General features: G+C 71.9%; 17 protein-coding genes. 5 read left to right on the top strand and 12 right to left on the bottom strand.

All coding sequences use genetic code 11. The annotated features are described in order from the left end of the window. The first annotated feature begins 4 nt into the window (after window positions 1-4). Both ACZ6YG_RS23540 and ACZ6YG_RS23535 read left to right on the top strand, forming a co-directional pair. The gene (locus tag ACZ6YG_RS23540; RefSeq protein ID WP_466019187.1) at window positions 5-3,403 is read left to right on the top strand and encodes an AfsR/SARP family transcriptional regulator; all 3,399 of its coding nucleotides are present in this window, start codon (window positions 5-7) and stop codon (window positions 3,401-3,403) included. A 35-nt stretch (window positions 3,404-3,438) separates the two neighbouring features. Beyond that, window positions 3,439-4,947 (top strand): MFS transporter, encoded by a 1,509-nt coding sequence (locus tag ACZ6YG_RS23535; protein ID WP_466019186.1) that lies wholly within the window; start codon window positions 3,439-3,441, stop codon window positions 4,945-4,947. Window positions 4,948-4,967: 20 nt separating this feature from the next. Here the strand turns inward: ACZ6YG_RS23535 and ACZ6YG_RS23530 are convergent, their stop codons facing one another. The 7 genes from ACZ6YG_RS23530 to ACZ6YG_RS23500 form a co-directional block, all read right to left on the bottom strand. Beyond that, entirely contained in the window at window positions 4,968-5,840 is an 873-nt protein-coding gene (locus tag ACZ6YG_RS23530) for an alpha/beta hydrolase (protein ID WP_466019185.1), read from the bottom strand. Window positions 5,841-5,893: 53 nt separating this feature from the next. Then, a complete protein-coding gene (locus tag ACZ6YG_RS23525; protein WP_466019204.1) occupies window positions 5,894-7,288 on the bottom strand; it encodes an NAD(P)/FAD-dependent oxidoreductase in 1,395 nt (464 codons plus the stop codon). Between the two features lie 158 nt (window positions 7,289-7,446). Further along, window positions 7,447-8,238, bottom strand: coding sequence for an ABC transporter permease (locus tag ACZ6YG_RS23520; RefSeq protein ID WP_466019184.1), 792 nt, complete (start codon window positions 8,236-8,238; stop codon window positions 7,447-7,449). Next, window positions 8,235-9,086, bottom strand: a complete 852-nt coding sequence (locus ACZ6YG_RS23515; RefSeq protein WP_219549296.1) for an ABC transporter permease — start codon at window positions 9,084-9,086, stop codon at window positions 8,235-8,237. Before ACZ6YG_RS23515 ends, ACZ6YG_RS23520 begins: the two co-directional genes overlap by 4 nt. Window positions 9,087-9,089: 3 nt before the next feature. Continuing rightward, complete coding sequence (locus ACZ6YG_RS23510; RefSeq protein ID WP_148033739.1) at window positions 9,090-10,319, bottom strand: ABC transporter substrate-binding protein; 1,230 nt, start codon at window positions 10,317-10,319, stop codon at window positions 9,090-9,092. Between the two features lie 9 nt (window positions 10,320-10,328). After that, entirely contained in the window at window positions 10,329-11,420 is a 1,092-nt protein-coding gene (locus ACZ6YG_RS23505) for an ABC transporter ATP-binding protein (RefSeq protein WP_148033740.1), read from the bottom strand. 45 nt (window positions 11,421-11,465) lie between these two features. Then, entirely contained in the window at window positions 11,466-12,899 is a 1,434-nt protein-coding gene (locus tag ACZ6YG_RS23500; RefSeq protein ID WP_148033741.1) for a gamma-aminobutyraldehyde dehydrogenase, read from the bottom strand. Between the two features lie 223 nt (window positions 12,900-13,122). On the opposite strand from ACZ6YG_RS23500, the gene ACZ6YG_RS23495 reads away from it, so the two are divergent. Further along, a complete protein-coding gene (locus ACZ6YG_RS23495; protein WP_148033742.1) occupies window positions 13,123-13,617 on the top strand; it encodes an Lrp/AsnC family transcriptional regulator in 495 nt (164 codons plus the stop codon). Here ACZ6YG_RS23495 and ACZ6YG_RS23490 read toward each other — a convergent pair. The 3 genes from ACZ6YG_RS23490 to speB are packed head-to-tail and all read right to left on the bottom strand — an operon-like array spanning window position 13,600 to window position 16,723. Continuing rightward, entirely contained in the window at window positions 13,600-14,247 is a 648-nt protein-coding gene (locus ACZ6YG_RS23490) for a cyclase family protein (RefSeq protein ID WP_466019183.1), read from the bottom strand. The genes ACZ6YG_RS23495 and ACZ6YG_RS23490 overlap by 18 nt on opposite strands. 11 nt (window positions 14,248-14,258) lie before the next feature. Further along, window positions 14,259-15,794, bottom strand: a complete 1,536-nt coding sequence (locus ACZ6YG_RS23485; protein WP_466019182.1) for a purine-cytosine permease family protein — start codon at window positions 15,792-15,794, stop codon at window positions 14,259-14,261. Then, window positions 15,791-16,723 carry an agmatinase gene (speB, locus tag ACZ6YG_RS23480; protein WP_466019181.1) on the bottom strand — a complete coding sequence of 311 codons (933 nt, stop codon included), beginning with the start codon at window positions 16,721-16,723 and terminating at the stop codon, window positions 15,791-15,793. Before speB ends, ACZ6YG_RS23485 begins: the two co-directional genes overlap by 4 nt. Window positions 16,724-16,792: 69 nt before the next feature. On the opposite strand from speB, the gene ACZ6YG_RS23475 reads away from it, so the two are divergent. Next, window positions 16,793-18,118 (top strand): PucR family transcriptional regulator ligand-binding domain-containing protein, encoded by a 1,326-nt coding sequence (locus tag ACZ6YG_RS23475; protein ID WP_466019180.1) that lies wholly within the window; start codon window positions 16,793-16,795, stop codon window positions 18,116-18,118. Further along, window positions 18,064-18,219: a helix-turn-helix domain-containing protein gene (locus tag ACZ6YG_RS23470; protein ID WP_466019203.1), complete on the top strand. Its 156-nt coding sequence runs from the start codon at window positions 18,064-18,066 to the stop codon at window positions 18,217-18,219. The genes ACZ6YG_RS23475 and ACZ6YG_RS23470 overlap by 55 nt, the downstream gene beginning before the upstream one ends. On the opposite strand, the gene ACZ6YG_RS23465 is transcribed toward ACZ6YG_RS23470, so the two are convergent. Both ACZ6YG_RS23465 and ACZ6YG_RS23460 read right to left on the bottom strand, forming a co-directional pair. Further along, window positions 18,216-20,909, bottom strand: a complete 2,694-nt coding sequence (locus ACZ6YG_RS23465) for a glycoside hydrolase family 38 N-terminal domain-containing protein (RefSeq protein ID WP_466019179.1) — start codon at window positions 20,907-20,909, stop codon at window positions 18,216-18,218. The two genes, ACZ6YG_RS23470 and ACZ6YG_RS23465, sit on opposite strands and share 4 nt — an antisense overlap. Beyond that, a complete protein-coding gene (locus tag ACZ6YG_RS23460; protein WP_466019178.1) occupies window positions 20,906-21,985 on the bottom strand; it encodes a Gfo/Idh/MocA family protein in 1,080 nt (359 codons plus the stop codon). Before ACZ6YG_RS23460 ends, ACZ6YG_RS23465 begins: the two co-directional genes overlap by 4 nt. Window positions 21,986-22,000: the final 15 nt, after the last annotated feature.

Raw genomic sequence — 22,000 nt, 5'->3', positions numbered from 1 at the left:
AGGCATGCGCTTCGAGATCCTCGGCCCCACCGAGGTGCTGGGTGACGACGGGACCGGGATCCCGGTCGGCGGTCCCCGGGTGCGTGCGCTGCTCGCGCTGCTCGCGCTGGAGCCCGGGCGGGTGGTCGGGGCCGACCAGCTCGTCGACGGGCTGTACGGGGAGGAGCCGCCCGAGGGGGTGGCGAACGCGCTGCAGTCGCAGGTGTCACGGCTGCGCAGGGCGCTGGGGCGGGACCGGGTCGAGTTCCATCCGGCGGGCTACCGGCTGGTGGCCGATCCGATGGACGTGGACGCGAGCCGGTTCGAGTGGCTGGCCGCCGAAGGGCGGCGGGCGCTGGGGTCCGGCGACGCGGGGCGGGCGTCGGCGCTGCTGCGCGAAGGGCTGGAGCTGTGGCGGGGCGCGCCCCTGGCCGACGCGCCGCACGCCGGCGCGTCGGCGGCCCGGCTGTCCGAGCTGCGCCTCACGGCGATCGAGGATCGGGCGCAGGCGGATCTGGAGCTGGGCCGGCATCGCGAGCTGGCCGCCGAGCTGCGCCGGCTCGTCGCCGACCATCCACTCCGCGAGCGGCTGCGCGCCCAGCTCATGCGTGCCCTGTACGGGAGCGGCCGTCAGGCGGAGGCCCTGACCGCGTACGCCGAGGGCCGGCGCATCCTGGACGACCAGCTGGGCATCCAGCCGGGGCCCGAGCTCGCGGCGGCCCACCTGGCGGTCCTCCGCGCCGACCCCGCCCTCGGCCTCGCCACCCTCCCCCTACCGCCCCTCACCCCCACAAGTCCGCAAACCATCACCCCCCGTTCACACGACACCCAACCGGACACACGCGGACCCCAGACCGGCGGCGATCACGATACGGCGGACGCGCGGGAACTCCAGCACGCCGGAAGCGGCCCATGGGAGACCTCCCACGCCAGCACCCAACACGACCCGAGCAGCGGCCCCCGCGATACGACGTATCCCACCACCTACCAGCAAGACAACGCCCCGCCGGACGCACGCGGAGCCCACCACGCCGCGAACAGGCCATGGGAAACACCCCGCACCAGCACCCATCACGCTCCGAGCGGCGGCGGGCACCGCGAGCACGATAGTGCGGACGCGCGGGGAGCCCAGCACGCCGGAAGCGGCCCGTGGGAGACCTCCCACACCGACGCCCAGCACGACCGAAGCGGTGGCACTCACCGCGAGCACCGGCCCGATACGGCGCGTCCCGCAGCCGACCGGGGAGACGACGTCCGCTTCACCCAGCTGGACGGGCGCGGAGCCGGGCGCGGTGGGGGCGGCCCGTGGGAGAGCCTGGAGGGCTCCGATGGTGGCAGCGTCTGGGGCGCCTCGCGGGGGGCGTGGTCGGGTGGGGCTGGGGTCAAGGTGGGGGTGCGGGCGCAGCTGAGCAGTTTTGTGGGGCGGGGGGAGGAGCTGCGGCAGGTCAGCAGGGAGCTGGCGGCGTCCAGGTTGGTGACGTTGGTGGGGGCCGGTGGGGCGGGGAAGACGAGGCTGGCGCTGGAGGTGGCGGAGCGGGCCGACGGGGACGTGTGCCTGGTGCAGCTCGCCCCGGTGACCGCGGATGCCGAGGTGGCTCCGGCGGTGCTGGCCGCGCTGGGGATCCGGGACCGGCACGGGCCGGAGCTGCCGGACCCGGTGGAGCGGCTGGTGACGGCGCTCGCCGGCCGGGAGCTGCTGCTCATCCTGGACAACAGCGAGCACGTGGTCGAGGCGGCCGCGAGGCTGGCCGACACGCTGCTCGGGTCCTGCCCGGGGCTGCGGGTGCTGGCCACGAGCAGGGAGGCGCTGGGCATCACCGGCGAGTCGCTGGTGCCGGTGTCGCCGCTGCGGCTGCCGCCGCCCGACGCGCGGGACCCGCTCGGCTACCCGGCGGTGCGGCTGTTCGCCGACCGGGCGGCGGCGGTGCGGCCCGCGTTCGCGGTCACCCCCGAGAACGTCGAGCAGGTGGTCCGCATCTGCCACGCCCTGGACGGCCTGCCGCTGGCGATCGAGCTGGCGGCGGCCCGGCTGCGCACGCTGTCGGTGGCGGAGGTGGCGGCGCGGCTGGACGACCGGTTCCGGCTGCTGGCGCGCGGCAGCAGGACAGCGCTGCCGCGCCACCAGACCCTGCGCGCGGTGGTGGCGTGGAGCTGGGACCTGCTGGACGAGGACGAGCAGCGGATGGCCGGACGGCTGACGGTGTTCGCGGGCGGCGCGACGGCGGAGGCGGCCGAGCGGGTGTGCGGGCTGCCCGAGGAGGTGCTGTTCTCGCTGGCGGAGAAGTCGCTGGTGGAGGCCGTCGACGGTCGCTACCGGATGCTGGAGACCATCCGCGCGTTCTGCGCCGAGCGGCTGGCGGAGGCGGGCGAGGCCGAGACGATGCGGGAGGCGCACGCCGCCTACTACCTGGATCTCGCGATCACCGCCGACGACCACCTGCGCCGCGCCGAGCAGTTGGAGTGGCTGGCCCGCCTGGACGCGGAGAGCGACGACCTCAACGCCGCCGTGCGCTGGGCGACCGAGTCGGGCCGGCTGGAGACGGCGCTGCGGCTGCTGGCCTACTGCGCCTGCTACTGGTGGATGCGCGGCCACCGGACGGTCAGCACGACCCTCGCCGCGGAGCTGCTGGAACGCGTCGGCGACGCCGCGCCGGAGGGCCTGAAGGAGGAGTACGCCATGTGCGTGCTCGTCGCGGCCTGGACCGGCGTGGGCGATGACTGGCTGGCCGAGCGGCTCGAAGGGCTGCGTCCTTCCCTGCCGACGGACTACATGCCGGCGAAGCTGGAGTTCCTGACCTTGCTGCTGGCCATGTTCACCGGCCCGCCGGAAGGGGTGGCCACGCCTTCGCAACTGCGCGCGCTGACCGCGGCGGTGCCGATGTCGCCGTGGTCGACCGCGCTCACCGGGTGCGGGTACGGGTTCATGCTGCAGGAGTCGGGCGAGCCGGAAAGGGCCGGAGCGGAGTTCGAGCGGTCGCTGGCCGCCTTCCGCGCCATGGGTGAGCGCTGGGGCACCATGCTGGCGCTGTCCGGCCTCGCCGACCTGGCCGCCGAGCAGGAGGACCACGTGACCACGCTGGCCAGGGCGAAGGAGGCGATGGAGGTCGCGCGGCAACTGGGCGCGCTGGCCGACGTCGCGGAGAGCCTGTGCCGGTGCGCCGACGCGCTGGCCCGTACCGGCGATCCGGAGCGGGCGCGTACCGACTACGAGAGGGCGGCGGAGCTGTCCCGCCGCGTCGGCTCGACCGACATCCTGGCCAGGGCGCACTGCGGGCTGGGCGAGGTGGCGCTGGCGGTGGGCGACCTGGCCGCCGCTCGCACGTGGCTGGAGCGGGCCCGCGAGGAGTGCCCGGCGGGCTGGTACAGCGTGAACGACCTGAGGGAGCGGATCGCCGCCGCGCTGGCGGCGGTCAGCGGTCGGTAGGCACGCGGTCAGCGCCGGGCGCGACCGTGGTCCGCATGACGAAGAAATGGGCCGGACTCGCGATCTGCTGCCTGGCCACCCTCCTCCTGTCCGTGGACCTCACGGTCCTGCACCTCGCCCTGCCACGGCTGGTCGCCGACCTCGGCGCCTCCTCCACGCAGCTGCTGTGGATCGGCGACATCTACGGGTTCGCGCTGGCGGGCCTGCTCATCACGATGGGCAACGTGGGCGACCGGATCGGCCGCAAGCGTCTGCTGCTGATCGGCGCGGTCGCGTTCGCCGCGGCCTCCGCCGTGACCGCGTACGCGCCGAACCCCGAGCTGCTCATCGTGGCGCGGGCCCTGCTGGGCGTGGCGGGCGCGACGATCATGCCGTCCACGCTCTCGATCATCAGGAACGTGTTCACCGACCCGGCCGAGCGCACCACGGCCATCGGCGTCTGGAGCGGGATGAGCGCGGCCGGGTTCGCGCTCGGCCCGGTGATCGGCGGGCTGCTGCTGAACCACTTCTGGTGGGGTTCGGTGTTCCTGATCAACCTGCCGATCATGGCGTTGATCGTCGTCGTCGGCGTACGGGTGCTGCCCGAGTCGCGCAACCCGGAGCCGGGGCGCATCGACCTGATCAGCGTGGCGCTGTCGTTCGCCGGCATCGTGGCCGTCGTCTACGCGGTCAAGGAAGCGGCCGACAAGGGCCTGGCGCACGTGGACGTGCAGGTCACCGGGGTGCTCGGGGTGGCCGGGCTGCTGGTGTTCGTCTGGCGGCAGACGAAGCTGGCCGAGCCGCTGATCGACGTGCGGCTGTTCAGGCGGCGCGCGTTCTCCGCGTCGATCGGCACCAACCTGCTGGCGATCTTCACGATGATGGCCATGTCGCTGTTCTTCGCCTGGTACTTCCAGCTCGTGCTGGGCTGGTCGCCGCTGCAGGCGGGGCTCGCGGGCCTGCCCGGCGGGCTGAGCGGCGCGATCGGCGGCGTGGTGGCCGCCCCGCTGGTGAACCGCATCGGCAGGAACGGGGTGGTGGCGCTCGGCCTGCTGTTGAACGCGGTGGCGTTCTTCTACTACTCCACGATCGGCCTGGAGGTCAGCTACCCGGTCATGGCGTGCGCCATGGTGGTGGGCGGCATGGGCATCGGGCTGGCGTTCACGGTCAACAACGACAACGTGCTGGCCACCGCGCCGAGGGAGCGGGCGGGCGCCGCGGCGGCGGTCTCGGAGACCTCGTTCGAGCTGGGCGGCGCGCTCGGCATCGCGATCCTGGGCACGGTGCTGAACAGCACCTATGCCAGCCGCCTGGAGGTGCCCGCCGGGGTGCCGGGCGAGGCGGCGCGCGAGTCGATCGCCGGGGCGCTGGCCACGGCCGAGTCGCTGCCCGCCGCGCAGGCGGGTCAGCTCGTGCTGGCGGCGCGGGAGGCGTTCGTGCAGGCGGTGAACGTCACCGCGCTCGCCACGTCGGCGATGCTGGTGGTCGTGGCGGCGCTCGCCCTGGTGGGGCTCCGCGGCGTGCCCAAGGTCATCCCGGAGGAGGATCTCGTACGCGCGCACTGAGCCCCCGGACGCCGGGCCGGCTAGAGATGCGCGTGCAGGAACTCCGCCGTCGCCTCGACGGCCTGCGTCACGTACGGCTCGCGGTCGTACAGGTCGATGTGCTCCCTGGCGTCCAGCCAGACCAGCTTCTTCGGCTCGTCCAGCCGCTTGAACGCCTCCTCGGCGCCTTCGGGCGAGCAGAACCGGTCGGCCACGCCGTGCACGATGAGCGCCGGTTTGGGCGACAGGAAGTCGGCGCCCATCATGTTGTCCATCGTGATCAGTTCGCGCACGCTCGCGCTGGTCACCCGGTTGGCCCAGTGGGCGGAGGCCGAGCGGGCGGTGCCGTAGTAGGCGTACGGCTCCGCGCCGGGCATGGCGGCCTCCCCCTCCTCGGCCACCGCCGGGATGTACGCCACCGGCCCGCCCTGGTCCTGCCGCTCCAGCACGGCGGTGAAGGAGGCCAGGGCCGCCTGGTAGTCCATGCCCGCGCGCATCGTGTACGGGTTGTTGTACGCGCCCGCGATCCCGGCGAACGCCTTCACCCGGGGGTCGAACGCGGCGAACTTGAGCGCGTAGCCGCCGCCCAGGCAGATGCCGACGGCGCCGATCCGCTCCCCGTCGACCTCCGGCCGCGAGCGCAGGAACGACACCGCCGCGCGCAGGTCGTGCAGCTTGCCCTGCGGGTCCTCGTGGCAGCGCGGCTCGCCGCCCGACTCACCCCAGTTGCGGTGGTCGAAGGCCAGGGTGACGAATCCTCGGGCGGCCAGCCGCTCCGCGTACAGCCCGGTCACCTGGTCGCGCACGCCGGTGAACGGGCCGGTCAGGACCAGGGCCGGGCACGGCTCCGTACTGTCGGGCACCCGCAGCTCTCCCACCAGCGGCACGCCGTCGGCGGCGAATTCGATTCTCATCTCTCCAGTGTGGCGGCACGGGCCCGCGGCCGGCCGGCCGCGGGCCCGTGCCGCTAGGAGTCGAAGCCCAGCCCCATCCGGTCCAGCGTGCGCAGCCACAGGTTGCGCTTGCCCTGGTGCTCGTCGGCCTTGGCGATCGACCAGCGGGTGAACTGGATGACGCCCGAGCGGACCGGCTCGGGCGGGAACGGCATCGGCTTCTCCCGTACCATGCGCAGCTCGGTGCGCTCGGTGCGCTGCCCCGACAGCAGGTCCAGCATGACGTTCGCGCCGAACCGGGTGGCGCCGACGCCCATGCCGGTGTAGCCGACCGCGTAGGCCAGGCGCCCGCCGTGCGCCTGCCCGTAGAACGCGCTGAACCTGCTGCAGGTGTCGATCACGCCGCCCCACCGGTGGGTGAAGCGCACGTCGGACAGCTGCGGGAAGGTGTCGTAGAAGTGGCCTGCCAGCTTGACGAAGGTCTCGTCGCGCTGCTCGTACTCCGGCTTGACCAGGCCGCCGTTGTAGTAGACGGCGTCGTAGCCGCCCCACAGGATGCGGTTGTCGTCGGTGAGCCGGTAGTAGTGGAACTGGTTGGCGCCGTCGCCCACGCCCTGCCGGTTGCGCCACCCGATCTCGCCGAGCTGGGCGTCGCTGAGCGGCTCGGTCATCAGCGCGTAGTCGTACACCGGCACCACGAAGTGCTTGAGCCGGCGCAGCAGCGGCGAGAACACCCCGGTGCCGAGCGCGACCCTGCCGGCGGTGACCGAGCCGTGCGGGGTGCGCAGGGTGATCGAGTCGCCGTCGTCGTCCAGTGAGCGCACCGGGCTGCGTTCGTGCACCCGCACCCCGAGCCGCACGCACGCCTCGCGCAGCCCCCACGCCAGCCGGGCGGGGTCGAGCATGGCGCAGCCGCTGCGGTCCCAGAGCCCGCCCAGGTAGGTGGGCGAGTCGATCTCGGCGCGGATCTGCTCCCGGTCCAGCGGCACGTAGTCCAGCCGGAGCTCCTCGATCAGGTCGAGGTGCTCGTACAGGGCGTCGAGCTGCCACTGCTCGGTGGCGACGTTCAGCTCGCCGGTGCGCTCGAAGGAGCAGTCGATGTCGTGGCGCCGCAGCGTCGCCTCGATCTCGTCGAGGTTCTCCACGCCCATGCGTTCCAGCCGCTCGATCTCGTCCGGCCAGCGCTCCAGCCCGTTGGGCAGTCCGTGCGTGAGGGTCGCCAGGCAGAACCCGCCGTTGCGGCCGGAGGCCGCCCAGCCGATCCTGCGCCCCTCAAGCAGCACCACGTCCAGCGAGGGGTCGCGTTCCTTGGCCATCAGGGCCGTCCACAGGCCCGAGAAACCGCCGCCGACGACGACCAGGTCGGCGGTGGTGTGTCCGGAGAGCCGCGGTCGCGGCTCGGGTCTGGCCGGGCTGTCCAGCCAGTACGGCTTGCGCTCCGCGTCAGCCAGCGCCTTCAGCGGATCCACAAATCCCACTTCCCTACGGTGTATGTCAAAAGTCGAAAATTGCGGGACCAAAACGGTGATCACGCGCGGGTTCCCCCCGCCGGAATCCGATCTCGCCTCCCTGTTCTTTGCCGGCAGCGTCGAAACCCCCCGCGCGGTCCGCGGGGGGCTGAGGTCTTTCAGGTACGGCGCCGGGCCGCGACCGCGTTGACGATCGCGATCAGTACGCCCACGCCGAAGATCAGCGTACCCATGACGTTCACCTGCGGCGGGATGCCCGTCTTCACCGAGGCGATGATCCACAGCGGGAAGGTGAGCTCGGAGCCGTTGACGAAGCTCGTCACCACATAGTCGTCGATGGACAGCGCGAAGGCCAGCATCGCCCCGGCCAGCACGCCGGGCATGATGGACGGCAGCGTGACCTGCCGGAACGTGGCCCACGGCCCCGCCCCGAGGTCCTTGGCCGCCTCTTCGAGCGACGGGTCGAGGCTCACCACCCGGGCCCGCACGGTCACGGTCACGAACGCCAGCGAGAACAGCACGTGCGCGATGGTGATCGTGATCTGGTTCCTCGGCACGTTCGCCGAGACGAACAGCGACAGCAGCGAGGCGCCCATGACCAGCTCGGGCGTGGAGATCGCGGCGAACACCAGGAAGTTCGTCGCGCCCTGGCCGCGGAACCGGTGGCGGCCCAGGGCCAGCCCGAGCATGGTGCCGATGACCACGGTGACGATCGTGCTGGCCACCGCGATGAGCAGCGAGTTGACCAGCGCGTCGCTCAGGTCGGGGATCGCGAAGAGCTCCCCGTACCATTTGAGCGTGAAGCCCTGCCAGGTCGCGTTCGACTTGCTCTGCTTGTCGTTGAAGCCGAACGCGATCATGACGGCGATCGGCGCGACCAGCCACAGGATGATCAGCCAGGTGTAGGCGTGCAGCAGCCGGTCGCCGAACCTCCCGCGCACCCCCCTCATCGGGCCGCCGCCTCTAGGACGTTCTCGGTGCCGAGCACCCTGGCGTACACGAAGATGCCCACGAGCAGCACCGCCATCAGCGTGAACGACAGCGCCGAGGCCGTCGGGTAGTCGTTGTTGACCAGATACTCGGTCTGGATGATGTTGCCGATCATGGTGTTGCCCGTGCCGCCGAGCACCTGGGCGTTGACCGGGTCGGCCGTGGCCGGCACGAACGTCATCAGCACCCCGGCGAACACGCCCGGCAGCGACAGCGGCAGCACCACCTTGCGGAAGGCGGTGCCGCGCGTCGCGTACAGGTCCTGCGCGGCCTCCACCAGGCGCGGGTCCACCCGCTCCAGCGACACGTAGATCGGCAGGATCATGAACGGCAGCCAGTTGTACGTCAGGCCCGCGATCACCGCGAACGAGGTGGCCAGCACGTGGAAGTCGGCGGACAGCACCCCCCAGCTCTTCAGCGTGCCGAGCACGATGCCGTCGTCGGCCAGCAGGAAGCCCCACGAGATCGTCCGCAGCACGAACGACACGAAGAACGGCAGCAGCAGCAGGAACAGGTAGACCGACTTGCGGCTGCCGCCCTTGAAGGCGATCCAGTAGGCGACCGGATAGCCGATCACCAGCATGGCCGCCGTCGCCGTCGCGCCGTAGCCCAGCGAGCGGACCAGCTGGGTGCTGTAGGTGCCGAGGGCGTCGCCGTAGTTGCCGAAGCTGAACGTCATGACGAAGCCGTCGATCACGTTCCCGGTCTGCAGCGACACCGACGCCATCGCCGCCAGCGGCACCACCAGGAAGATCGCCAGCCACATCCAGCTCGGCAGCGCGAGCAGGTAGGGGGTGAGACGCCTCATGGCCTACGCCTGGGTGACGGACTGGAAGATCGGGTTGAACACCTGCTCCTGGGCCGTGGTGAGCGGCGTGTAGCTGTGGAGCTTGGCGTAGTCGGCCTCGGTCGGGAACATCAGCGGGCTCTCGGCCATGTCGAGCAGGGCCTTCTTGTCGTCGCCCGACGCGCTCGCGGCCTTCTCGCGCAGCAGCTCCTGGACGGCCGGCACCGGGGTGACGAACTGGATGAACTCGTCCAGCTCGGCGGCGATCTCCGGCTTGTAGAGGAAGTCCATCAGCATCATGGCGTCGACCGGGTTGGCCGCGCCCTTCGGGATGAGCATGTTGTCGGTCCAGATCGTGCCGCCCTCTTCGGGGATCACGAACTTGACCGGCTCGCCCGCGAGCTGCCGCTGGAAGACGTCGCCGGACCAGGCCATCGACACCCAGATGTCACCGCGTGACAGGGCGTCGATGTAGTCCTGGTTGTAGTACTTGCGCACGATCCCGGCGTCACGCTGCGCCTGGAGCTTCTCCCCGGCCTTCTTCCAGTCGTCCTCGGTCGACTTCTCCGGGTCGACGCCGAGGGCGATCATGCCGAAGTTGGCGATCTCCTGGGCGTCGGCCATCATGCCGACCCGGCCCTCGTACTTGGCGTCGAACATCGCCTGGATGCTCGTGATGTCGTCCTTGACGTACTTGGTGTTGTACGCGATCCCGGTGAACCCGGAGGCGAACGGCATCGTGTACTTGTTGCCCGGGTCGTAGGCGCGGTTCTTGTACGCCTCGGCGGCGTTGGCCTGGAAGTTCGTCATCTTCGACTGGTCCAGCGTGACCGCGTAGCCCAGCTCGAACATGTGCTGGAGCTGGATGCCGTTGGTCATGACGACGATGTCGTAGCCGAGCGGCTGGCCGGCGCGGAGCACGGGGTCGGCCTTGCCGAAGAACTCCGTGTTCTCGTTGATGACCTCCTTGTACTCGTAGGAGATCCCGGTTTCCTGCTGGAACTTCTTCAGCGGGCCGTGGTCCTCGGGCATGTACTCGGGCCAGTTGGCGAAGACGACCTTGCCGTTCTTCTTCTGGCTCGCCCAGTAGTCGGCGACGGCGTCGGCCTTCGGCGGAGCGGCCTTCTGCCCCTGGACGCCACAGGCGGCCAGGGCCAGCCCGGCGGCGGACAGGCCGGCCAGCCGGAAGACGTCACGGCGGGTGCGGGGCTGGGTCATGCCCCGGTACAGGGCGGGGGAATGCAGGCGGTTCATGACGTGCTATCAACTTCCCATCACATATGAGTGCTGCGCCTGCCACGACAGCCAGACGGAGTCGCCCCGCTCCGCCGTGACCGTCGCGTCGTGCGCGTTCTGCTCGAACACCGTGATCTCGTCCCCGTCGGCGATCCGCACGGCGTAGCTGTTGTAGGTCCCGAGGTAGACGACCTCGGAGACGGTTCCGGGCAGGGCGCTCACGTCACCCGAGGGCTCCTGCTTGGCGAGGGTGATCTTCTCGGGCCGTACGGTCACCGACACCTCGCCCTCCTTGCCGGGCACCAGCACCCGGCCCTCGCCGACCTTCAGCACGCCGCCGGTGGCGGTGCCCGTCAGCAGGTTGGAGGTGCCGATGAAGCCGGCCACGAAGGTGGTCGCCGGCCGCTCGTAGATCTCGCGGGGCCCGGCGAGCTGCTCGATGAGCCCGTCCTTCATGACGGCGATCCTGTCGCTCATGGTCAGCGCCTCGTTCTGGTCGTGCGTCACGTACACGAACGTGATGCCGACCTCGCGCTGGATGCGCTTGAGCTCCAGCTGCATGGCCTGCCTGAGCTTGAGGTCGAGCGCGCCGAGCGGCTCGTCGAGCAGGAGCGCGCGCGGCCGGTTGACCAGCGCGCGGGCCAGCGCGACGCGCTGCTGCTGGCCGCCGGACATCTCGCGCGGGCGGCGCTTCTCGCGGCCGGTCAGGTCGACGATCTCCAGCATCTCGCCGACCCGCCGCTTGATCTCCTCGCGCGACGTCTTCTTCTGCTTCAGCCCGAAGGCCACGTTGTCCCACACGCTCATGTGCGGGAACAGGGCGTAGGACTGGAAGACCATGTTCACGTCGCGCTTGTTCGGCGGGACGTCGGTGACGTCCCGGCCGTGCAGCCGGATCACGCCCTTCGACGGCTCCTCGAACCCGGCGATCATGCGCATGGTGGTGGTCTTGCCGCAACCGGACGGGCCGAGGAGGGAGAAGAACTCCCCCTCGGCGATGTCCAGCGTCACGCCTTTGACCGCCTGGACGACCTCGCCATGCGAGACGTACTCCTTGAGGACGTCCTCCAGCTCGATCGCACGGTCAGTTGGAGTGTCGATCGGACTCTGATCGGCCATGTCGGGGGGATTCCCTTTGTGCGTGCTTTACCGTGATTTTTCGGGCTATTCGCCGATGAAGTGCATGACGTGCTTGACCCTGGTGTAGTCATGCAGGCCGAACACCGACAGGTCCTTGCCGTACCCGGAGTGCTTGAAGCCGCCGTGCGGCATCTCCGAGACGAACGGGATGTGGGTGTTGACCCAGACCACGCCGAAGTCGAGCTTGTTCGACATCCGCATCGCGCGGCCGTGGTCGGAGGTCCACACGGAGCTGCTGAGGCCGTACCTGACGTCGTTGGCCTTGGCCAGCGCGTCGGCCTCGTCGGTGAACGTCTGGACGGTGATGACCGGGCCGAACACCTCGTTCTGCACCATCTCGTCGTCCTGCTTGAGGCCGTCGACGACGGTGGGGGCGAAGAAGTAGCCTCGGTCGCCGACCCGCTGCCCGCCGGTGAGCACCTTGGCGTGCGCGGGGACGCGGTCGATGAAGCCCTGCACCCGGGCGAGCTGGGTCTCGTTGTTGAGGGGGCCGTACAGCGCGTCCTCGTTGGACAGGTCGCCGGTCACCGTGGCGGCGGCGGCCTCGGCCAGCGCGGCCACGAACTCGTCGTGCACGCTCTCGTGGACGAGCACCCGGCAGGCGGCGGTGCAGTCCTGGCCCGCGTTGTAGAAGCCGGCCACGGCGATGTCCTCGGCCGCCTTGCGCAGGTCCTTCACGTCCTCGAAGATCACGACAGGGGCCTTGCCGCCGAGTTCCAGGTGGACCCGCTTCAGGTCGTCGGCGGCGCTCCTGGCCACCGACATGCCCGCGCCGACCGACCCGGTGATCGCCACCATCGCGGCGGTCGGGTGGCTCACCACGGTGGCGCCGGTCTCGCGGTCGCCGGTGATGACGTTGAAGACGCCGGGCGGGAGCACGCTGCCGACGATCTCGGCGAGCTTGAGCGTGGCGACCGGGGTGGTGTCGGACGGCTTGAGCACCACGGTGTTGCCGGCCGCGAGCGCGGGGGCGATCTTCCACACCGCCATCATCACCGGGTAGTTCCACGGCGTGACCTGGCCGATCACGCCGATCGGCTCGTGCCTGATGACGCTGGTGTGGTCGGCGAGGAACTCCCCGGCCGTCGGACCCTCAAGCGTGCGGGCGGCGCCGGCGAAGAAGCGGAAGTGGTCGGCCGCCACCGGCGTCTCGTCCTCGGCCATGCGGGCGCGCGGCTTGCCGGTGTTGCGGCACTCCGCCTCGTTGATCTCGTCGGCCCGCGCCTCGATGGCGTCGGCGACCTTGAGCAGCAGGTTCGACCGCTCTCCCGGCGTGGTGGCGCCCCACGACTCGAACGCGGCGGCGGCCGCCGCGTAGGCGGCGTCCACGTCCTCGGGGCCGGAGATCGGGGCCTGGAGGTAGGCCTCGCCGGTGCAAGGATCGATGACGTCGGAGAATCGGCCGCTCTTGGCGTCCACGAACTCACCGTTGACGAAGTTCTGGAGACGGACGGTCAAGGGATGACCTCCTGGTGAGATGGCTTACTGATGTCGCAGGTGGGCGAGATGCCGCGACTCTTACAGAGTAACCGCATCTGAACAAGGGATTTCGTGGTGAAGATATCAAATTGCTACGAATTCGCTTGACAGACCGCCGAGAACTGAAAGCATGTCGCACCAGGACGGCAACCCGGCGGGAACGCCCCCGTAACATGCCGGACCGCTTGGAGGATCCCTCGACATGACGACGCCGCCGCGCGTACGCCGCAGCAAGGACGCGGCATCCGGACCGGTCGTGCTGGACGAGCTGTCCAAACAGATCATCGAGCAGCTCCAGTCCGACGGGCGCAAACCGTACGCCGCGATCGGCAAGGCCGTCGGCCTGTCGGAGGCGGCGGTCCGCCAGCGCGTCCAGCGCCTGCAGGACGCGGGCGTCATGCAGATCGTCGCGGTGACCGACCCGCTGACGCTCGGCTTCCCGCGCCAGGCCATGATCGGCGTCACGTGCGAGGGCGACCTGGAGTCCGTGGCCGACGAGCTGGCGGCGATAGAGGAGATCGACTACGTGGTGCTCACCGCCGGCTCCTTCGACGTCATCGTCGAGGTGGTGTGCGAGGGCGACCGTCACCTGCTGGAGATCCTCAGCAAGATCCGTGCCATACCGGCGGTGCGGGCCACGGAGTCGTTCGTCTATCTGAAACTGCGCAAGCAGACCTACTCATGGGGCACCCGATAGCCGGGCCACGGCCCTGACCGGCGCCCCGTCGGCGCCCGCCAGCCGGATCGGCAGCATCGACACCTCGACGGCCCGTCCGGCCGCCTGCGCCTCCAGCAGCCGGGCGAGCCCGGTGAGGTTCTCGGCGATCACCGCGTGCGCCCCGCACAGCACCCGGTGCGCGGGAAAGTCCTCCGCCGGGGTGGGATCGACGCTCAGCGCGTCGATCCCCACGGTCCGCACGCCCCGCTCCACGAGCAGCCGTGCCGCCTCCTCGGTCAGGTGCGGATGGTCGAGGTACGCGGGAGTCCCCCAGTGGGCCGACCACCCGGTGGCGACGAGCACGATCCGGCCCAGCTCCCCCCTGAAGAGGCCGGGCCCGATCGCCGCGCCCGGGGCGAGCCCCCGGGCGTCGACCGTCACGGCGGGCCCCACGAACCTCTCCAGAGGAAGCTCGTCCAGGTCCGGCAGGGTGTCGTCCAGGTGGAACGGCGCGTCCACGTGGGTACCGGACTGCGAGCCCAGGTGCACGGCCAGGACGTTGACCCCGTCGCGGCCTGCGATGAGCGCCGGCTCGATCGTCACCTCGGGGTCGCCCGGGTAGACGGGCATCCCGGTGACGATCGGCACCGACAGGTCGACCAGCTCCATGACGGCCATCCTCACACGCCGGTGAGCCTCTGGGGCTCGGGCGCCGGGGCGGCGATGGGCACGATCGGCGGCACGGGCGTGTCGGCCGCGCGCACCCAGCGCGGGCCGAGCGGACCGTACACCTCGCGCGGCTCGGGGAAGGCCCACAGCAGCGCCAGGTAGAGCACCGCGGCCGTGCCCAGGCCCAGCGGCAGCGACACGTCCACCCCGCCGGCCAGGTCGCCGAGCGGCCCGACGAACTGGCCGGGCAGGTTGACGAAGGCCAGCGCCAGCAGCGCCGAGGCGAGCCAGGCGGTGATGCCGCGCCAGTTCCAGCCGTGGTCGAACCAGTAGCGCCCGCCGCGCTGCCGCCGGGTGAACACCTGCAGCGCCTCGGGGTCGTACCAGCCGCGGCGCGTCACGTACCCGAGCATCATGATCACCATCCACGGCGCCGTGCACGTGATGATCAGCGTGGCGAACGTGGAGATGCTCTGCGTGAGGTTGGCCGCGAAGCGGCCGACGAAGACGAACACGATCGACAGCGAGCCGATGAACAGCGTCGCCCGCACCCGGGAGAAGCGGGCGAACACGCTGGCGAAGTCCAGCCCCGTGCCGTACATCGAGGTGGTGCCGGTGGACATGCCGCCGATCAGCGCGATCAGGCAGACGGGCACGAAGTACCACGTCGGCGCGATGGCCAGCAGGCCGCCGACGTAGTTGGGCGCGGCCGGGTCCATGTACTCGGCGGCCTTGGCGGCGATGATCGACGCGGTGGCAAGGCCGAAGAAGAACGGCAGGATGGTGGACGCCTGCGCCAGGAAGGCGGCCGCCATCACGCGCCGCCGCGGCGTGTCCGCCGGGATGTAGCGCGACCAGTCGCCGAGGAAGGCGCCGAACGAGACCGGGTTCGACAGCACGATCAGCGCCGCGCCGATGAACGACGGCCAGAACAGCGGGTCCCCGGGGGCCAGCATGCCCGCGTACGACGGGTCGAAGTCGCCGGCGAACGCGAACACGCCGAGCACGAACAGCGCCGACGCCGCCACGACCGCGATCTTGTTGACGAACAGCATGAACCGGAACCCGTACACGCACACCACGAGCACCAGGCCCGCGAAGATCGCGTACGCGATCCCGTACATGAAGTCGTTCTGCGGCAGGCCGACGAGCCGGTGCGCGCCGCCCACGAGCGCGTCGCCCGAGGACCACACGGAGATCGAGAAGAACGCGATCGCCGTCAGCAGTGACAGGAACGAGCCGACGATCCGGCCGTGCACGCCCAGATGGGCGGAGGAGGAGACGGCGTTGTTGGTGCCGTTGAGCGGCCCGAACAGCGACAGCGGCGCCAGGATGAGCGCGCCGACAAGCAGGCCGAGCACGGTCGCGGCGAACCCCTGCCAGAACGACAGGCCGAACAGGATGGGGAAGGCGCCGAGCACGCAGGTGGCGAACGTGTTCGCGCCGCCGAAGGAGACCCTGAACAGGTCCAGCGGGCGGGCGGTGCGTTCGGCGTCGGGGATGCGGTCGACACCGCGGGTCTCGATCTCGGTGATGGGGGTGCTCACTTGTACTCCTGGAGGGCCAGCAGGCTGACGAGGTCGTAGGCGACGTGGGAGGCGGCCACCGAGGTGATCTCGGCGTGGTCGTAGGCCGGCGCCACCTCGACGACGTCGGCGCCGATGAGGTTCCCTCCGGCCAGGCCGCGCAGGATCTCCAGCAGTTCGCGGCTGGTGAGCCCGCCCGCCTCCGGGGTGCCGGTGCCGGGGGCGTGTGCCGGGTCGAGCACGTCGATGTCGACCGACACGTACAGGGGGCGGTCGCCGATGCGCTGGCGCAGCGCGTCGACCACCTCGTCGACGCCGCGCCGCAGCACGTCGGCCGCGGTGACGATGCCGAAGCCGAGGCGCCGGTCCTCGTCGAGGTCCTTCTTGCCGTACAGGGGGCCGCGGATGCCGACGTGGCTGAGCGCCTCGGTGTCGAGCAGCCCTTCCTCGACGGCCCGCCGGAACGGGGTGCCGTGCGTGTACTCGGCGCCGAAGTAGGTGTCCCAGGTGTCCAGGTGGGCGTCGAAGTGCAGCAGAGCGACCGGCCCGTGGCGCCGGGCGGCGTCGCGGAGCAGCGGCAGCGCGATCGTGTGGTCGCCGCCGATCGTCACCAGCCGGGCGTCCAGCGCGGCGGCCCCCGCCTCGACGCTCTCGATCGCCTCCTCGATGTGGTACGGGTTGGCGACGATGTCTCCCGCGTCCACCACCTGGGCGCGTTCGAACGGGGAGACGTCCAGCGCGGGGTGGTAGGGCCGCAGCAGCCGCGACGCCTCGCGGACCGCGGCGGGGCCGAACCTCGCTCCAGGCCGGTACGAGACGCCGCTGTCGAACGGCACGCCCACGACCGCCACGTCCGCGCGTCCGACCTCGTCGATGCGAGGCAGCCGGGCGAAGGTGGCGGGCCCGGCGAAACGCGGGACCCTGGCGGAGTCGACGGGGCCTTTATTCATGGGCACAGTCAATGTCACGCTTCTGACCTGCGGCAATTGGCCGCGTCACGAAGTCCTACAGTGGGTGTTGTGGCGGACCACAAGGTGACGGTGCTCGACCTGTTGCGCTCCCCCGCCCTGCAGCTGCGGCTGCTCGCGGGCGAGGCGGGGCTCGGCCGGTCGGTGTCGTGGGCGCACGTGAGCGAGCTCGCCGACCCGACGCCGTGGCTGCTCGGCGCCGAGGTGATCATGACGACCGGCATCGGCGTGCCCCGTTCCGCCGCCGATCAGCGGGCATACCTGGAGCGGCTGGACGACGCGGGCGTGTCGGCGCTGGCCCTGTCGGCGCAGCTGCACGTGCCGCCGCTGCACCGGGCGTTCTTCGAGGCGGCGGAGCGGCGCGGCATGCCGGTGCTGGAAGTGCCGCTGGCGGTGCCGTTCATCGCCGTCGCCCAGGAGGTGGCCGCGGCGGTGCAGGAGGACGCCCGCCACCGGCTGGGCGCGCAGCTCCAGGTGTTCGGGGCGCTGCGCTGGCTGGCGTCCGAGGATCTCGACACGGCGACGCTGTTCCAGCGGCTGGAGCGGCTCTCCGGCTACCAGGTGTTCCTGTGCACGCCGCAGGGGCGGCCGTTGCTGCCCGGGGTGCCGGTGCCGCCGTCGCTGGACGTGCTGCCTTCGGAGCCGGAGGCGCCGCCGACCGTCCCCGGCGGTTTCGTGCTGCCGGTGCCGGCGCCCGGCGGGCCCGCGGGGTTCCTGGTGGCGTTCGAGCGCGAGGGCGCCCGGCCGGCCGGGCTGGCCGTGGTCCAGCACATCGCCACCGTGGCCGCGCTCCAGGTGGCCATGGCCAGGCACGAGCGGGAGACGCTGCGCCGCGAGGGCGCCGAGACGCTGTCGGAGCTGCTGCAGGACCTGCTCGACCCGGCCACCGCGCGCCGCCGCCTGGCCCGGCTGGGGCTGCCCACCGACACCGACGCGGTGCTCGTCGTGGTGCGCGGCGCCGATGACGTCGGCCTGCGGCGGGCGCTGGCCGACCACCCGCACCTCATGCTGCGGCGGGGCGACGACCTGTACGTGCTCGGCCCGCCCTCACTGGCCGGGCCGGTCACCGGCCTGCCGGCCGTCCGGGCGGGCATGAGCCGGCCGTTCCCGCCCGGCGCCTCCACCAGGGTGGCTCGGCGCGAGGCCGAGTGGGCGGCCACCCGGGCGGCCGAGTCCGGGCAGCCGCTGGTCGTCTACGGCAGGGACCCGACCGGGCGCTGGCTGCCGGACGACGCCGCCACCCTGGCCGCCCTGGTGGACCACGTCCTGGGCGAGGTGATCGCGTACGACGCCGCGCACGGCTCGAGGACACGGCGGCGCTCCTGCACATCCACCCCAACACGCTGGCGTACCGGCTGCGCCGCTTCGCGTCGCTGACGGGGCGCGACCTCACCTCGACGACCGCCTTCACCGAGGTCTGGCTGGCCCTCCAGGCCGCCGGCCAGCTCGGCCTGACCGACCGGGACGACCGGTCCTAGGACAGTTGCACGGTGGCGATCTCCCAGGCGCCCAGCGGAAGGCGGAGCGTGCCGTCCGTGACCTCCAGCTCGTCACCCGGACGGCCGCGCAGGTCGGCACGGCGGGCGCGGGTGAAGTCACCCGTGACCAGAGCCTCCGCGGGGTCGTCCGACAGGGCCACCACGCGGAGCTCCTTCCACTCCTCACGGGCCCGCAGCGAGGTCATGACCACGCCGTCGCCCGTGACCGACAGCCCCGCGGCGGGGGCGGGCAGCGGCAGGGACGGGTCGCCCGAGCCGGCCACGGTCAGCAGGTCGTGCCTGAACACCTCGGCCGCGCCGGGCACCGCCGACCACGTCCCGCTGTAGGGCATGAGCGCGAGGCTCACCGACCGCAGCCCCCGCGACTGCGCCGCCGGGGTCGGCAGCTGGGGGCCCGCGGGCTCGGGCCGGAGCGCGTGCCGGTTGCGTGACAGGTAGCCGACGGAGCGCAGCAGCGTGAGCGCCAACTCCCCGCCGTCCTCCACCAGTTCGTACTCGGTGACGTGCTCCAGCAGCGCCGCCACTCCCCCGGCGGCCACCCACGAGGAGGCCGGGTAGGTGGGCAGCGGCTCCTCGCCGCAGCCGGCCTCGGCTCTGAGGCCGCGGGTGACGACCGCGAACTGGCCTTCCGCGTGCGACTCGGCGGCCCGCTCGGGCAGCGGCACGTGCAGCCGCACCCGGTGGTCGGCGCACCGGTTGTCGAAGTCGACGCTGAGCCGGACGAACGGCTCGCCCGCGCGCAGCTCGACGCGGGTGCGGACGGCGATCTCCTCGGTCGCCTCGGTGCGGGACCGCGCGGGGATCTCCGGCGTGCCCTCGATCCCGTCGCCGGCGGCGGGCCACCGGTAGGTGCGCCACACGTCGTACGCGGCCACCAGCGGACCGGCGCACACCATCTCCACGTGCACCGACTCCGGCTCGAAGACGAACCGGTCCTCGGCCGGCGGCGCGTAGTTGTAGCTGTCGCCCACGTCGCCGCCGTCGACGATGCGCCCGGCGCCGCTGAGCGTGACGCCGCCGGCGCCGGTCAGGGTCAGGGTGCCGTCGCGGTCCACCTCGACGCGGAGCAGCCCGTTGTCGAGCACCCGCTCGTCGGCCCCGACCGGCAGGGTCGACGCGGGCAGGTCGCTGGCGTGGCCGCCGCCGCGCTGCGGCCGCACGCTCGTGTGGCCCAGGGGCGGCGCCTCGACGAGCGCGGCCACGGTGCGGCGCGGCTCGGCGAGGATGCGTACCCGGGTGATCCCGGCGAGCGCGCCGCGCACCTGGCCGACGTCGAACGGCAGCCGCGACTCGCGGGCGACGGTGAACGTCAGCACGCCGTCCTCGGCGGACCAGCCGGTGATCTGCTGCCCGTACAGCTCGGTGCCGTGGACGAAGGTGAGCGCCGTGACGGGGTCCATCTCCTCGTCGAGCAGCAGCGTCGGCGCGTACTCCAGCGGCTGGATCGGCACCCTGGCGCCGGCCGGGTCGACGACCGGGTCCTCGCCCGCCAGGTCGAGCAGCACCACGCCGCGCCGGGCGGCGGGCGTGGGGTTGACGACGAGCATGCCGCCGGACGGCACGGACGCGGACAGCCGGGCGGTGACCATGTCGCGCACGGCCTGGCCGAGGTGCTCGGCCTCGGCGATGCGGGCGGCCACCTGCTGGGCGGTCTCGTCGACGCCGCAGCCGGTCACCGAGTCGTGGCCGCTGGCGTCGACCAGCCGCCACCAGGCCATGTCGAGGAACCGGCCGGGCCACTCCGCGCCCCAGAGCGCGGCCAGCGGCTCGGCGTACCGTTCGACCATCCGCTCAGCGCGGCCCATGGCCTGCTTCACGTGCGCCCGCACGGAGATGACGCCGGGCAGGATGTTGGCCCGCGCGTGCGAGCGCAGCTCACCCGCCACCCGGGGCAGCCCTTCCACGTCGGCCGGGTGCGCGGTGACGTAGCCGGACAGGGTGTCCATGCGGGCGCCGAGCCCGGCCACCATCTCGGGCAGGCCGCGCACCGGGGCCGAGTGGTCGGTGCCGTACATGGCCAGCAGCGGCCCGTCGGGCCCGTGCCAGCGGCGCATGGTCCCGACGAAGGCGGCGCCGCGCTCGACCAGCCGATCGGGGTCCTCGAACAGGTGGGCGCCGTTGCCGTAGCCGCCCGCGGGCAGGTACTGGGTGCGGATCGCGGTGCCGTCGGGGGCGACCCAGGCGAACGCGTCGGTGGTCACCGACGACGGCACGCCCCGGTACACACAGGCGTAAGGAAGCCCGGCCCGCCTCAGGATCTGCGGCATCTGCGCGGTGTGGCCGAACATGTCGGGCAGGTAGCCGACCGGCATGGCGCCGCCGAGCTTGTCGGCCCTGGCCATGCCCAGCTCCAGGTTGCGCACGATGTTCTCGCCCGAGCAGAGGAACTCGTCGAGCAGGATCTGCCACGGCCCGACCGCGAGCCGGCCGGACTCGACCAGGGCGGCCACCCGGTCGCGGTTCTCCGGCCGCACCTCCAGGTAGTCGTCCACGCAGGCGAGCTGCCCGTCGAGGGTGAAGTGGTAGCCGGGCTCGCGCTCCATGGTGTCGAGCACCTCGTCCATCAGCGCGACCAGCCGCAGCCGGAAACGCTGGAACGGCTCGTACCACTCCCGGTCCCAGTGGGTGTGCGGGACGACGACGATCTCCCCGGCGAACTCTGCGGTCACGCTGCTTCCCCTCCGATCGGCAGGTCATGCTGTACGGCGTAGCGGGCCGCGATGCGCTGGGCGGTGACGATGTCCTCCAGCGCGCCGGCCCGGTCGGTGAGCGGCGGCGTGCCGTCGGTGACGAAGGCGTGGAAGGCGGCCAGCTGGACCTCGAACGCCTCGGTCACCTCGCGCCACTCGGCGCGGCTCTCGCCGCCGGACACCACGGTGAGAACGGTGGGCGCGTTCATCAGGTAGGGCGACGGGAAGACCAGCTCCAGCGAGCCGGCGTCGTGGTGGATGACCACGGTCTCCCGGTACGCGGGATAGTCCTCCAGGTAGTGCCACCGGATGGAGAACCGCCCGGCGGCCGGGAGCCGCCCGGAGATCTCCACGGATCCGGGCGCGTCCCCCCACGTCTCGACGTGCCCGATCTCCGCGGGCGAGCCGGTGAAGCCGCGCAGCAGCGACAGGTCGTGGCAGACGGAGCCGAGCGCGATCGCGTACAGGTCGCGGACCTGCGCGGGCGCCTCCTCGCCGAGCGCCCGCGACACGAGCGACTCCTCGCGGGCGCGCAGCGTGGCGAGCAGGTCGGCGGGCACGTCGCGGGCCTGGGTGAGGTTGGCGAAGGCGAGCTGCGACTCCCCGCTGGGGTGCAGCACGGTCACCTCGACGGACCTGATGGCGTCCGGCCCGCCCAGCTCGGCCAGCAGCTTCCCGGCCCGGCGCACGGCCGGGTCGTACTGCTTCATGTAGCCGACCATGAGCCGGCCTTCCGGCAGCTCTGCCACCTCGGCGCGGGTCAGCGCCAGCGGCTTCTCGCAGAGCACCGCGTGGCCCGCCGCGAGCGCCCGGCGCACGGTGTCGCCGTGGGAGCCGGAGGCGAGCACGAGCACGGCCTCGAAGCCGCCCGCCTCCAGCATCGCGTCCAGGGAGGTGTACCGGCCGGGCGCGCCCAGCCGGTCACCGGCGGCGTCGGCGAGCGTCCGCGACAGGTCGCAGACGGCCGTCACCTCGAACAGGTCGCGACGGCGCGACAGCAGCGGCGCGTACACCGCCTGCGTGACGGCGCCGCACCCGACAAGGGCGATCTTCAAGACTGGATCCTCCAG

The sequence above is a fragment of the Nonomuraea sp. NPDC054003 genome, assembly GCF_055585125.1.
Note: the sequence above shows the minus strand (reverse complement) of the source record. Positions and strands in the feature narration are given on the sequence as shown.

Coding starts and splice junctions, on each gene's coding strand:
- ACZ6YG_RS23540 (WP_466019187.1), top strand. CDS start 5: ATGCGCTTCGAGATCCTCGGCCCCACCGAGGTGCTGGGTGACGACGGG.
- ACZ6YG_RS23535 (WP_466019186.1), top strand. CDS start 3,439: ATGACGAAGAAATGGGCCGGACTCGCGATCTGCTGCCTGGCCACCCTC.
- ACZ6YG_RS23530 (WP_466019185.1), bottom strand. CDS start 5,840: ATGAGAATCGAATTCGCCGCCGACGGCGTGCCGCTGGTGGGAGAGCTG.
- ACZ6YG_RS23520 (WP_466019184.1), bottom strand. CDS start 8,238: ATGAGGGGGGTGCGCGGGAGGTTCGGCGACCGGCTGCTGCACGCCTAC.
- ACZ6YG_RS23515 (WP_219549296.1), bottom strand. CDS start 9,086: ATGAGGCGTCTCACCCCCTACCTGCTCGCGCTGCCGAGCTGGATGTGG.
- ACZ6YG_RS23510 (WP_148033739.1), bottom strand. CDS start 10,319: ATGAACCGCCTGCATTCCCCCGCCCTGTACCGGGGCATGACCCAGCCC.
- ACZ6YG_RS23505 (WP_148033740.1), bottom strand. CDS start 11,420: ATGGCCGATCAGAGTCCGATCGACACTCCAACTGACCGTGCGATCGAG.
- ACZ6YG_RS23495 (WP_148033742.1), top strand. CDS start 13,123: ATGACGACGCCGCCGCGCGTACGCCGCAGCAAGGACGCGGCATCCGGA.
- ACZ6YG_RS23490 (WP_466019183.1), bottom strand. CDS start 14,247: ATGGAGCTGGTCGACCTGTCGGTGCCGATCGTCACCGGGATGCCCGTC.
- speB (WP_466019181.1), bottom strand. CDS start 16,723: ATGAATAAAGGCCCCGTCGACTCCGCCAGGGTCCCGCGTTTCGCCGGG.